This window comes from Pseudoalteromonas sp. MSK9-3 (assembly GCF_003590335.1).
Taxonomy (GTDB): domain Bacteria; phylum Pseudomonadota; class Gammaproteobacteria; order Enterobacterales; family Alteromonadaceae; genus Pseudoalteromonas.
Window position 1 is genome coordinate 22,981 of record NZ_MIET01000018.1, and the last position, 12,729, is coordinate 35,709.

At 39.7% G+C, this 12,729-nt stretch carries 12 protein-coding genes; 7 read left to right on the top strand and 5 right to left on the bottom strand.

Features of this window, described 5'->3' with window-relative positions; genetic code table 11:
* The first annotated feature begins 303 nt into the window (after positions 1–303).
* Positions 304–1,863 (top strand): basic secretory protein-like protein, encoded by a 1,560-nt coding sequence (locus BGP78_RS06840; RefSeq protein ID WP_259386214.1) that lies wholly within the window; start codon positions 304–306, stop codon positions 1,861–1,863.
* 92 nt (positions 1,864–1,955) lie between these two features.
* Here the strand turns inward: BGP78_RS06840 and BGP78_RS06845 are convergent, their stop codons facing one another.
* Positions 1,956–2,384, bottom strand: coding sequence for an organic hydroperoxide resistance protein (locus BGP78_RS06845; RefSeq protein ID WP_119860697.1), 429 nt, complete (start codon positions 2,382–2,384; stop codon positions 1,956–1,958).
* 130 nt (positions 2,385–2,514) lie between these two features.
* Here BGP78_RS06845 and BGP78_RS06850 point away from each other — a divergent pair, with 130 nt between their 5' ends.
* The gene (locus tag BGP78_RS06850) at positions 2,515–2,946 is read left to right on the top strand and encodes a MarR family winged helix-turn-helix transcriptional regulator (protein WP_119860698.1); all 432 of its coding nucleotides are present in this window, start codon (positions 2,515–2,517) and stop codon (positions 2,944–2,946) included.
* 108 nt (positions 2,947–3,054) lie between these two features.
* Here the strand turns inward: BGP78_RS06850 and BGP78_RS06855 are convergent, their stop codons facing one another.
* Together BGP78_RS06855 and BGP78_RS06860 are read right to left on the bottom strand one after the other, a co-directional pair.
* Positions 3,055–3,591 (bottom strand): sel1 repeat family protein, encoded by a 537-nt coding sequence (locus BGP78_RS06855; RefSeq protein WP_147386064.1) that lies wholly within the window; start codon positions 3,589–3,591, stop codon positions 3,055–3,057.
* 55 nt (positions 3,592–3,646) lie between these two features.
* Positions 3,647–4,051, bottom strand: coding sequence for a hypothetical protein (locus tag BGP78_RS06860; RefSeq protein WP_119860700.1), 405 nt, complete (start codon positions 4,049–4,051; stop codon positions 3,647–3,649).
* A gap of 304 nt (positions 4,052–4,355) precedes the next feature.
* On the opposite strand from BGP78_RS06860, the gene BGP78_RS06865 reads away from it, so the two are divergent.
* Both BGP78_RS06865 and BGP78_RS06870 read left to right on the top strand, forming a co-directional pair.
* Complete coding sequence (locus BGP78_RS06865; protein WP_119860701.1) at positions 4,356–5,969, top strand: ABC-F family ATPase; 1,614 nt, start codon at positions 4,356–4,358, stop codon at positions 5,967–5,969.
* 430 nt (positions 5,970–6,399) lie between these two features.
* The gene (locus tag BGP78_RS06870; protein WP_119860702.1) at positions 6,400–7,224 is read left to right on the top strand and encodes an MBL fold metallo-hydrolase; all 825 of its coding nucleotides are present in this window, start codon (positions 6,400–6,402) and stop codon (positions 7,222–7,224) included.
* 89 nt (positions 7,225–7,313) lie between these two features.
* Here BGP78_RS06870 and BGP78_RS06875 read toward each other — a convergent pair whose 3' ends face one another.
* Positions 7,314–8,843: a DUF3369 domain-containing protein gene (locus BGP78_RS06875; protein WP_119860703.1), complete on the bottom strand. Its 1,530-nt coding sequence runs from the start codon at positions 8,841–8,843 to the stop codon at positions 7,314–7,316.
* Between the two features lie 11 nt (positions 8,844–8,854).
* Positions 8,855–10,504: an ATP-binding protein gene (locus BGP78_RS06880; RefSeq protein WP_119860704.1), complete on the bottom strand. Its 1,650-nt coding sequence runs from the start codon at positions 10,502–10,504 to the stop codon at positions 8,855–8,857.
* Positions 10,505–10,665: 161 nt separating this feature from the next.
* On the opposite strand from BGP78_RS06880, the gene BGP78_RS06885 reads away from it, so the two are divergent.
* From BGP78_RS06885 to BGP78_RS06895, 3 genes are all read left to right on the top strand, one after another.
* Positions 10,666–11,526: a hypothetical protein gene (locus tag BGP78_RS06885; protein WP_119860705.1), complete on the top strand. Its 861-nt coding sequence runs from the start codon at positions 10,666–10,668 to the stop codon at positions 11,524–11,526.
* A 127-nt stretch (positions 11,527–11,653) separates the two neighbouring features.
* Positions 11,654–12,565: an IS5 family transposase gene (locus BGP78_RS06890; protein WP_119860706.1), complete on the top strand. Its 912-nt coding sequence runs from the start codon at positions 11,654–11,656 to the stop codon at positions 12,563–12,565.
* A 43-nt stretch (positions 12,566–12,608) separates the two neighbouring features.
* A partial coding sequence (locus BGP78_RS06895; RefSeq protein WP_147386052.1) for a transposase family protein occupies positions 12,609–12,729 on the top strand: 121 nt, incomplete at its 3' end.

Sequence of the window (12,729 nt, forward strand, 5' to 3'; positions counted from 1 at the left end):
ATTAGCTCTAAACCCGCTTCAAAAACGATTTTATAGCTCACTTTTTCATTTCATAGCGGTATATATTATAACCAAAAAAAATATAAACAAATGTATATATAATAATCATTGCTTTAGCAGAGTTTGATTACATTTTAATGTCTATACTCCGCAGTTTCTCGTTTGACAGCACTTTAAATACCACCGATATTTAGATCGTTCCAAAAATATTAATAATTTATGCGCTTTAATGTTTCATAGGCTGTTCTTATGAACAGTTATATATAAAAAATCAAAAATGGAACGATACAACAAAAGGTAAAAATGATGAATAACCGCAATAAATATTTAAACAAGCAGTCTCTACTACTCGCGATGTTTACCAGTGTCAGCTCCCATACGTTTGCAACCACAGCAATAAGTGACGATGTGACACAACCGAACTCAGCAGCGATCACCGCCTCAGCTGAAAATGGTAGTCACGAGTCAGCCTATCACGCATTCGATAACGAGCAGTACACCAAATGGTTGACGTTTGAGTCAACTGGTTGGTTGAATTACCAATTCTCAAATACTATGGTTATACAGGGTTACAGTATAACGTCAGCCAATGACGCCCCAAGCAGAGATCCTAAAAACTGGGAGTTACAAGGCTCAAATGACAGCGTTAATTGGACAACACTAAACATACAAAATAATCAGAGCTTCGCCAGTCGCCATCAAACCAAATACTATCACTTCAGTAACACTCGCGCATTTAACCAAGTACGCCTAAGCATTCAAAATAATAACGGCGCGGCAATTTTACAATTGGCTGAAATACAGTTATTTGGCCACGCCGACAGTGACAATGGCACACCTACTCTACCCGTCAATGAAAGTTATTCTCTCGCAGCCGGTCAATGGCAGCATTTTGGCCCTTATAACGTGGGCAACGAAGTCATTGCAACCACCTCAGGCACTGGCGATGCTGACTTATATTTTAATGCAGGCGCTGTAGCCACAACAAGTCAACATATCTGCCAAAGTACTTCCCCTACAGCGAATGAGCAATGCAGCGCCACCAGCAACGATTTATATGTTTCAGTTTATGGGTATTCTAATACGCAATTTAATATCAACATTAAAGAAAATGTGCCCACTGATCCGGGCAATGGGCAATGGAAAAAGCCAGTGGTCGACTTTGTCGACCTAAACCCAGAAACGCAAGGTTCGCAGCTACTTAGGCGTATTATTCAAGACCCAGCCGCACATATGGCGCAGCGCTGTATCGACGTTGCACAAGTTTTGTATAAAGACCCTATAGAATCTAACCGTTTTAAAAAGTTGCGCTTTGAGTTACGCGCCAAAGATCACTGGGGTAAAGAGTTTGTAGCGTACAAAATGGGGGAAGATGGTTCAGGTGAGATGACCATTGTGGTGAGTACAACTCATCTAGAAAAACTCTATCGAGAAGGCGGCAATTCAGATGCGGCAATCGCAGATGAAATTGATGGCATTTTATTCCATGAGGTGACTCATGGTTATAACAACTCGCCTCTCACGCATGACTCCTATGGTGATGGTCAAGCCTATTGGGCATTTACTGAAGGCTTAGCCGATGGCGTGCGTATTGGCGCAGGCTTTCACAAAACTCGTCAGCCTAATGTTAATGATCCTAAAAAGTGGCTAGGTGGCTATACCACAACAGGGTTCTTTTTCCATTATGTACAAAGCCGCGTTGATAACCAATTTATCTATAAATTCAACAAAGCAGCCAAAGACATGGGTAATTATACGTGGTCATTTGATTCTGCATTTAGACAAACAATCGGCCGAGGCGTTGAAGATGTATGGAACGAATACGCCGCTTTTATCAATAATGGCGGCCAATTAGACTATTAATTTGTTAATTAACCCTAGCGAGAATGCCCGCTCTCGCTCACTTATTATCTGAATTTAAGTTTAAATAAAAGGGGCTGATCGCCCCTATATCTTTATAACACAGATAGTTCTACAACAATATTGTCTCGTGTTGCATTTGAGTAGGGGCATACTTGATGCGCTTTTGCCACCAGCGTTTCCGCCTCAGCTTTATCCATATCTGGAATAGTAACAGCCAATTTAGCCGCGATACCAAACCCTCCTTCAATTGGGCCAATGCTCACTTGCGCATCAATACTCGTGGCAGCAGGTAAACTGAGTTTACTCTGCCCTGCTACAAACTTAAGTGCGCCAATAAAACACGCCGCATAACCTGCCGCAAATAACTGCTCGGGGTTAGTGCCTGCACCATCATCGCCACCAAGCCCCTTGGGGGTAGACAATTTAACATCTAAACGACCATCATCAGACTGTGCACTACCTTCTCGTCCACCTGTCGCCGTTGCATTTGCTGTATAAGCAATCGTTTGTAATGTATTCATATTCGCTCTCCAATATTTTTGTCGTGGTTTTCATAAAACAATTTAGTTTGCATACAAACTAATATACTCAAAAAATTCTTAATTGCAAATACTTTGTACGCAAAGTAAAATATTGACCAAGGAGAACACCATGAGCTATGAACAGTTAAAATTAAAAAACCAGCTATGCCATCGGCTTTATATGGCATCAAATGGCATTACGAGACGCTACCGCCCTCACTTAGAAGCGTTAGATCTCACCTATCCACAGTATGTGGTTATGATGGCACTGTGGGAGCAAGACAATATTACCATTGCCCAGTTAGTTGATTTAACCGCCATTGATGGGGGGGCAATGACCTTAATTTTAAAGAAAATGGCGATAAAATCGCTCATTCAGATTGTCAGTGACGAAAACGATAAGCGCAAAAAATGCATTAAGCTGTTACCACAGGGTATCGCACTTGAGGAACAAGCCCAGCATATCCCTGAACTCATTAAATGTGGCTTTTCAGACGTAGATGAAAAAGAAATATCGCAACTGATTACCATCTTGGACAAAGTACTGGTGAAATTAGACTAGCAGCCTCTATCTCGACACATCGATTTTTCAGTTCAACTGCCGCCGTAAATTTGCTGCTGATCTGAAAAATCGGTTGCGGGAACTATCTATAACAAATTATTAAAAATTTTACTGAACATTATTGCCTTGTTCGATGTCATGAACCTCTCTCATTCCACCATAACTATGGCATTTTACATCTATTCTTTTCGTCGACCGATTAAGCTTTTTATTACAAGTCATACGCTGCGCCTTTAGTCCGTACTTATCAATATAACCAGCGACTTTGATATCTATTTTAGCTTGCAATGACTTTGGGGCAGCAGCATAGAATGAATCAAATTGCTCAAGCCACTCTTCAACTTTAGCTTCCTTGGCAACACCTAACCAAGCCATACCCGTTAAAGTCGATTGTTCAACATGTAGTCCCTTTAAGAACATAAAAGCCATTAGATATTGCGACCCTTTATACCCCCACGCAGCAGGCTCTTTTAATTGCTCATATGCTTTTTCATAGTTACCTGATTGATAGTATCGTATCCCCTTAATTTCTGCTTTTTCAAGCTTTAATTCAGGCATAATCGAAAAATCAGAAGAAGTCGAATTACACCCTGTAATTAACAAGAGCCAGACAAGTACAACTAACATATATTTATTATTTATCAATTTTTATCTTCCTTTAAAATGTCATTTTATAGTTTATTAATACACTCGATACGCCTTAAGTTTTTTGTGTACTTTTATTATTTTTATACCAAATAGTCGCCATCAATAACATGAACACTAAGCTAAGTACGTTAATTGATAGGGTAATGTCATCAAAATTAAGTGCCACCGCGATCATGACCCCAAAGTTCACCCCCATATTGAAATCACCATACTCAACATGGATTGTCTGTAAGGCAAAATATAAAGCCGCTAAGGCTATCATTTTACTATCGCCAACTTTGATATATTTCACGAGTAAAAACCCAATCGCCCCACCGACCAAATTTTCTATCAATTCGAAAATGTCGAACTCAAACAGTACAGGGGATAACAATGCAAAAACGACAATTAGCCATGCATATACCGACACAGATTTTGACGCCGCCGTATTAAAGCGAGTGGGATGAGTGATTGTCACGAAAAGCCTCGTTAGTCTTTAATCAAAGTGGTTCATTATCTTACAATTATCATTTCTATTGCAATGAAATTAGGAACATCTGGCCGTTAGCCAGCATGTGCTAAGACGCAACAAGGTGGAATATGCAGTTTTGATAGCGCTTTTTTAAATTCTAGTGTGGTTTTGGTGTTTTATATAAAGCTTTACTCGACAGTCTACCACTGTAGTCTGTATAATTCGCGACCTCATTTAGACCAACCCTTGATGCTTGTTAAAAACAACATAATCCTTGTTTTTATCGGCTCACCTTGCTTAGGAATTCATCTTGATATCTACCGCGAATATCACCATGCAGTTTGGTGCAGAACCCTTGTTCGAAAATATTTCTGCTAAATTTGGTAACGGCAATCGTTATGGCTTAATTGGCGCAAATGGCTGCGGTAAATCGACATTTATGAAAATCTTAAGTGGCGCGCTCACACCAACCTCAGGTAATGTTTCAATTACTCCAGGTTTAAAAGTGGGTAATTTAAGTCAAGACCAATTTGCATTTGAAGCTTATTCTGTTGTTGATGCCGTGATCATGGGTGACACAGAACTTTGGAAAGTAAAACAAGAACGCGATCGTATTTATTCTTTGCCTGAAATGAGCGAAGAAGATGGTATGAAAGTCGCTGAACTTGAGAGCTTATTTGCAGAAATGGATGGTTATAGCGCAGAAAGCCGCGCAGGTGACATTCTACTTAAGGCAGGGATCGAGGAAGAGTTTCATTTTGGATTGATGTCGCAAGTTGCTCCTGGCTGGAAACTGCGTGTGTTACTGGCACAAGCGTTATTTGCTAACCCTGACATTTTATTGCTGGATGAACCAACCAACAACCTCGATATTCATACTATCGGTTGGTTAGAAAATGAATTAAACCAGCGTAAATGTACCATGATCATTATTTCGCACGATAGACACTTCTTAAATGCCGTCTGTACACACATGGCCGATATTGATTACGGTGAATTACGCATTTACCCGGGTAATTATGAAAAATTCGTGGAAGCATCGTCTTTGATCCGCGAGCAATTATTAGCGGGTAACGCTAAGAAGCAATCAGAGATTGACGAATTACAAGACTTTGTAAACCGCTTTGGCGCCAATGCATCAAAAGCAAAACAAGCAAGTTCACGCGCTAAAAAAATGGACAAAATCAGCTTAGACGAAGTTAAAAACTCTAGCCGTATAGCACCGAGTTTACGTTTCGATGAAGGCAAAAAAATGCACCGCCAAGCATTAATACTTGAAGACTTTGGTCATGGGTTTGACGGCGAAGTGCTTTTTGAAAAAGGTGAGCTTATTCTTGAATCAAATGCCAAGCTTGCCATTATCGGTGAAAATGGTGTGGGTAAAACTACCTTTATACGTTGCCTAGTTAACGAACTTCAAGCGAATGAAGGTGTTGTAAAGTGGTCAGAAAACGCATCAATAGGTTACTGCCCTCAAGACAGCTCTAAAGATTTTGACAATGACTTATCGTTATTTGATTGGATGTCACAGTGGCGTACCGCTAAGCACAATGATTTAATGGTACGTGGCATGTTAGGTCGCTTATTGTTTACTGCCGATGATTCCAATAAAAAAGCCAAAAACTGCTCAGGTGGTGAGAAAAACCGTTTATTATTTGGCAAATTAATGATGCAAGACGTAAACGTGTTAATTATGGATGAACCTACTAACCACATGGATATGGAAGCCATCGAAGCCTTAAACAACGCGTTGAAAGAATACGAAGGGACACTTATTTTTGTCAGCCATGACCGTCAATTTGTGTCATCTTTAGCTACGCGTATCATAGATATTAAAGACAAGAAAGTCGAAAACTTTCACGGTACATTCGATGAATACCTCGCAAGTCAAGCCGAACAAGAAGCCTTACTCGGTGTAAGGTAACTCCACTAGTAATGCTTACAGCGTTTATCATTCAGTGTGTCTGATAAACGCTTTTCTATTGCCAATGCGCACTCTCTTACACAAACTATGATTACCCACTCATTTGTGTTGTGTTATTTCTCACGTATTATTACATGGCGCGTAACATCAAACTTAAATATCCACACGGCCATTCACTCCATAACTAGTCTACTAACCAATAGCAACATTTGAAAAGCTGCCATATAAAAAGCCGTGAATAAATAATATTATAATTTATAAAGTAACTTTGTAAATTTGTAACTTAACCTCACCGTAATTCCATCTCTCGGTACAAGGCATTGAGCGCAAAAAGATATACATCTACCCTATTCAGTGCAATATTTTTAATAAATATACATCTAATAGTTAATAAAAATATTAAAAAGTAGCACCAAGGACAGAATAGTTGATGAATAAAATATCGAGTATTATTACAATTATTTTTATGCTTTTTTCTGGTAGTATCACCGCGAAAAGTATATCAGCGAGCGCACAATACTTAGGCAATGAAGGAGTGTTAATTACGCATAACAATAAAAAAGTACTATTTGATCCTATTTTCAAGCAAAACTATAACCGGTTTACATTAGTACCCCAAGAAATCAAAGAAAAGCTCATTAATAGTGCAGCGCCATTTAACACTATTAATGCCATATTTGTTACCCATGATCACGCGGACCATTTTCATGCAGCCGAAGTATCTGAGTACTTACAAAAGCATAAAGAAGTTCAGTTAATTGCCCCCACGCAAGTAATGAAAAAACTCGCATTACAGCCCAATTACCAGCAGTTCAAGCCGCAATTACATGAAGTATCACTGAATATTGGCGATAAGCCGATTAGCTTCAACATTAATAGTATTGATGCTGAAGCCGTTCGTATTCCGCACACCGGTTGGCCAAAGAGAACCGAAATTGAAAATATAGTCTATCGTGTAACCATTGATGGCGTCACAGTACTGCATTTAGGAGATGCTGATATCAATCCACAGCATTACACACCATACGCAAAGTTCTGGGCCGATAAAATAACGCACCATGCGTTTATACCAGAAGTGTTTGCTGTCGATGAACACTCAACAACGTCGGCTAAAGTGCATCTAAATGCTCGTAATATCACGTATGTTCACATCCCAATGCAAGTACCTGATAAAATAAAAGCGTTGGCTGTAGATTATTTCGCAACCCCAGGTGAAAAAAGAACTCTCAAAATAAGGGCTAACAACACTCAATAGTGCATCATACAATACCGATAAGCGGCGAGTTTGCCGAATAACTTGCTCTTATCGCATCTAACTCTATATACGTATCTGAATACAATAGCTTAATCTGGGTACGTTTCCATGATGTGTATAACTTTATCTATATTGTCTATAAACAAGTCGACTAATTTAGGGTCAAAGTGCTCACCTCGCTCTTCCTTCAACAATGACAATACTTCTTCTAGAGGCCACGCTTCTTTATAACACCGCGAATGTGACAAGGCATCAAATACATCAACCAATGCAACTATACGACCGAATATGTGAATGTCGTCGCCAGAGAGGCCATTTGGATAGCCTTTACCATTAAACTTTTCATGGTGCTGGCCTGCTACAATCGCTGCAGCTTTAAGTACTGGTCGCTTCGACCGCGCAAAAATATCATGCCCAATTGATACATGACCTTTCATCACCTCCCACTCTTCATCATTAAGCTTGCCGGGTTTTAATAACACAGCATCAGGGATCGCAACTTTCCCCACATCGTGCATAGGTGAGGCCATAAAAAGCTGATTCGCAGTATCATCATCAAGCCCAGCCCACTCACCCAGTGCTTTTGACAAATGCGATACGCGTTTCACGTGATTTGCAGCTTCTTTGGAGCGACTTTCAACCACTTCACCAAGTGTGTCAATAATTTCAGATTGCGTATCAAATATCTCTTTATCAAGTGCTAAGTTTTCAAATGCAACTGATATATTATGAGAAAATAATTCGAGTAATTGCCTATCCAAAGGAGCTATATCGCCTACATTTTCTAAATAAATGAGGTTAGTCCCTGTATTAGTGGTTGGGAAGTAGCCAATAAACGCGCCGTTTTCTAATAGACTTCGTTGCTCAGTACACGCACGCTCAAACAATACTTTAATCGCCTCAGGTAAAGCAGGAGAACCAGAGTCGTTTGGTTGCAACAGCCCTGTCGCGGCAATAATTTCAAAGTGATTGTCGACTTTTTTTACAGCGCAGTGGCTTGTTTGGGCGGTTAACGCCGCTTTATCAATATGCAGTAATGACGCTAACTGCACGAGCAACCCATTTGCAAACTTGTTAATAGAGCGGATCCTGAAAAGACTTGCCGTAGAATCAATGACTTTTTCAAGACCTATTCGGTGGTTTTCTAGCATTGCTCTGGATTTTTCTATAGCAAGTATATCGCGATAGCCTCTTAAACCCGTGTATACGACGGTAAATAATTTATCGCTGCTTAAATTGGTTTTTTCTTTGTAATCGTTAATATCATAATTAACAATTATATCTCTCTCAGGTGCTTGTCCGGGTTGACCTGTTCTCAATATAATACGCACAAACGCATTTTTCAGTTCTTCTCTAATGTATTGTGCAACCAATAAACCCGCATCATCCGACTCCATCACAACATCTAAAAAAACCAGTGCTATATCTGAGTGCTCTGCTAATAACTGCTTCGCTTCTTCACCACTAAATGCACTAATAAATTCAAGGCTTTTATTATCAAACTCAAACCGACTCAGTGTGATTTTTGTGACTGTATGAATATCGGGTTCATCATCTACTATTAAGATCTTCCATGTTTCTTTAGGCTTACCATCTGATTTAGATTTCTTTTTAAACATAAAACTGCCTGTTATACATTGGCTAACTTAATAGGTGCAGTAATGTAAAAACTGCTGCCTTGTCCCACTTCACTTTCAACCGTGATCGTACCGCTTAATTTTTGGGTCACTATATTATAGATGATATTCATGCCAAGCCCTGAACCGCCATTTGCACGGTTGGTGGTAAAGAACGGATCGAATATCTTTTCTATCGTTTGCGTACTCATCCCTTTGCCATCATCTTTAAACTCAAGTACGAGCGAATCTGCCCTTTTTGCAAATGTCAGGGTTACTTGACCGGTTTGGTCTTTGTCATACGCATGGATCAGTGTGTTTTGAATTAAATTAGTGAATATCTGTGCCCATGACCCAGGATAGCTTGTCATCATCAATATTTGTTCGTTACAAACCACCTCAAAGTTCACGTTACTTTGTTTAAGCTGGCTATTCATACTGGTCATGGTTTCTTCTAAGTATTCAAGAATATCAAACTCACGTATTTCTTCTGACGATTGATCAACAGCAACTTGTTTAAAGCTTTTTACTAAGTTTGCTGCGCGGGCCAAGCTCACATGAATTGTTTTGGCTAATTCTCTAGAGTCTTTGGTGAACCTTGAAAAGTCATCTTCTTCTAGCTCCCCCGCTTGAAATAACTTATCTATGTCTTCAACCATATGTTCAAAATGAGATATTCCCGTTAGGCTCAACCCCACAGGGGTATTTATCTCATGCGCAACTCCTGCAACAAGTCCACCTAATGACGCTAATTTTTCTGACTCAATTAACTGCCCTTGTGCACGTTTTAAGTCCTCTAAAGATTGCTCCAATGCGGCTTCACTTTGCTGTCGGGTGGCTACCTCCTCTTTGAGAGTTGCTCTTTCAATGTCGAGTTGATTGACTGTCCGATTTAATTTTTCAGTGCGTTCAACCACTCTTTGCTCTAACCCTCGATTAACGGTGTCTAATTTTTTAATGGTATCGGCTGTCTTTTCCATCATGCCGTTTAACGCATTTTGCACGAGACCTAGTTCATCATCTGTATTTTTAGCGATGTCAATGCGATTAAACACTGCGTTATCTGGGTCTATTGAATCGGCATGCCTTGCCAATAAACCCAATGGGAGCGTCAATAACTTTCTAAATATAATCGTCACTAAAACCACTAATGCCAGTGTCTTAATCACGGCGTTGATCGCTAAGGTATAAACCCCTGACTTAATACTATTTATAATGACACTTCTGTCAGAGTAAAGCCGAACGACCCCTAAATCTGTGTTCTCGTCATTCATGGTTTTAACTAAGGTAAACTGATGCCAAAACAGCCCATCTTGCTGAATCGTTTTATCGAGCGTTTTTCCACTGGAAAAAAGTACAGTGCCTTCGGCTCCTTTTACTTCAATACCGGTAATATCAGGTAATCTTTTAATGCTTTCTGCGGTAATATTGAGCTGGTCTAAATCATAGTTCCATAGATCTGTCGCAAGTATGTCGTGAAAGGTTTGCTCCGACGCTTCCAGAACGCTTTGTACTTCGTTTTTAGCATCTTGATATTCAACGGCAATATGCACCCCCGTCACTATCAAAGTTAATAAAAAATAGATAGATAGCACAGAACTGAGCAACTTCATTGAGATAGAATTTTTAATTGATTGTGTATCCAGTGCAATTAATGCTGTCATTAATACATAGCCTTTGCATCACATACGTAAAACTTAGTCGCAATTTTGCAAAGTTGGTAGGCTAAAGCGATTTTTTGGCGTGCTTTTCGCTATCAACTTGCCTTACATAAGTGTAACCCTATACTTGAAAGACACAGTTCAATTCAATTGGCTAGCCGACCATGCAGCACATTTTAATTCTGTTTTGCGTATTATTATTCACCATAACAACATTCTCGAATGCTCAAACAATCAAAGTACGAGGCCCTCAGTCTAAATTTGATAGTACACACGACTATTATGTTGGCTTGTTAGAGCTTGCTTATCGCAAAATTAATAAACCCCTCACGATAAAGCTATCGCCCTACATGGTGCAACAGCGTGCATTAAATGAACTAAAAGCAGGCCGCCTTATTGATATTTATTGGGCGGGTACTGACTCTGAACGCGAAAGTACGCTGGGCTTTGTGCCCATTCCATTGGTTAAAGGGTTACTTGGCTATAGAGTATTCACTGCACATCAAAGCGCGACGACTGAGCTGAATAAAATATCAACCTTAGATCAGCTTAAAACACACCGACTTTGTCAAGGCGCTCATTGGCCAGACACTGATATTATGATTGCAGCGGGATTAAACGTTATGCCCAATGCAATCTACGAAAACATGTTTAAACAAGCTTACTCAGGTCGCTGCTTTGCATTCCCTAGAGGAATTAATGAAGCGCATAGCGAAGTATTATCTCGGAAAAAATCAATGCCAGAGTTAATCGTATACGACAAAGTAATCTTACATTACCCCTTCCCTATGTATTTCTTTATTAAAAAAAGTAATGAAACACTTATCGCCGATGTAACAAATGGTTTAAATAAAGCAATTGAAGATGGTAGTTTTGATGACTATATGAAAAGTCATGTGTCTACCAAACATCTATTTCCATTGAGCAAATGGAAATCAAGCACAGTCATCCGTATCGACAATCCCTTCTTGGACCCAAATCGAGATATCAATAATTCTAAATACTGGGTTAATTTAGGTCATTGATTTATACAACCAGCTTATTTTATAAAAATAATCATTTTCTAACTAAAAAAGGCGTTGTTTCCTAAATAGTTGAACTTCTTTGGTTTGGTGCGATCAGATCATTAAATGCCTTAACCCATGATGCGAAATGAAGAAGAAAATTAGAAATTGGTCACAGTACAACCGTGCTTTGGTTCAACGCGGTAACATCAATATTTGGCTAAGTGATAGTGCCATCTCAAAGTGGCAGAATACCGAAAAACACGGTGGCCGTGGTCGTTCAAATTACTATTCTGATTTAGCAATTGAAACGTGTTTAACCTTAAGAGCTGTATTCCATTTGCCACTTAGGGCCTTAGAGGGGTTTGTAAGTTCCTTGCTCACTATGATGGATACCTCATTGCAATCACCGGGTTATAGCTGTTTATGCAAACGCAGTAAAACACTTGATGTGCAATATAGAAATAGCGCAAGCAAAGGCTTCATAGATATCGTAGTCGATAGCACAGGCCTTAAAGTGTATGGAAATGGTGAATGGCATACGAGAAAACATCGAGCGTCTAAGCGCCGAACTTGGCGAAAACTGCACTTGGCCGTAGATGCGACAAGTCACGATATTGTGGGTGCTGAGCTGTCGATGGTCAATGTGTCAGACGGAGAAGCCCTTGCCGATTTAATCAGGCCACTGCGTAGGAATATAGACAGAGTCACAGGTGATGGAGCATATGACACACGCAGTTGCTATGAGGAGGTCGCAGCAAAAGGTGCGATTATGCGGGTACCGCCAAGAGACAATGCCCAATACTGGGAAGAAGGACACCCCAGAAATAATGCCGTATTTATGATGCACCAAATAGGGTTAACGCAGTGGAAAGAGAGTTCAGGGTACCACCTTCGTTCACTTGCTGAGACAGCGATGTATCGTTTTAAACAATTAATGGGTGATAAGCTAAAAAGTCGCCAATTCAATAGTCAGCATACAGAAACGATGATTAAAGTGAAGGCAATAAATAAAATGACTGGGCTAGGTATCAGGGCAAGATCACGAACTTTACCTTGACTTAAAAGTATGATCTTATACGTCTTTTTAGGTTGCTACTTTTATGTCTGATCCTCTTTTTCTAGAATATTTTGAATCAATTGATGACCCTCGCCAACAAGGTAAGGTCGTTCACAAGCTCTTTGATATCATATTCTTAACTGTGAGTGCTGTTATTTCAGGAT

Coding starts and splice junctions, on each gene's coding strand:
- BGP78_RS06870 (WP_119860702.1), top strand. CDS start 6,400: ATGAATAAAATATCGAGTATTATTACAATTATTTTTATGCTTTTTTCT.
- BGP78_RS06840 (WP_259386214.1), top strand. CDS start 304: ATGATGAATAACCGCAATAAATATTTAAACAAGCAGTCTCTACTACTC.
- BGP78_RS06880 (WP_119860704.1), bottom strand. CDS start 10,504: ATGACAGCATTAATTGCACTGGATACACAATCAATTAAAAATTCTATC.
- BGP78_RS06885 (WP_119860705.1), top strand. CDS start 10,666: ATGCAGCACATTTTAATTCTGTTTTGCGTATTATTATTCACCATAACA.
- BGP78_RS06875 (WP_119860703.1), bottom strand. CDS start 8,843: ATGTTTAAAAAGAAATCTAAATCAGATGGTAAGCCTAAAGAAACATGG.
- BGP78_RS06845 (WP_119860697.1), bottom strand. CDS start 2,384: ATGAATACATTACAAACGATTGCTTATACAGCAAATGCAACGGCGACA.
- BGP78_RS06850 (WP_119860698.1), top strand. CDS start 2,515: ATGAGCTATGAACAGTTAAAATTAAAAAACCAGCTATGCCATCGGCTT.
- BGP78_RS06890 (WP_119860706.1), top strand. CDS start 11,654: ATGAAGAAGAAAATTAGAAATTGGTCACAGTACAACCGTGCTTTGGTT.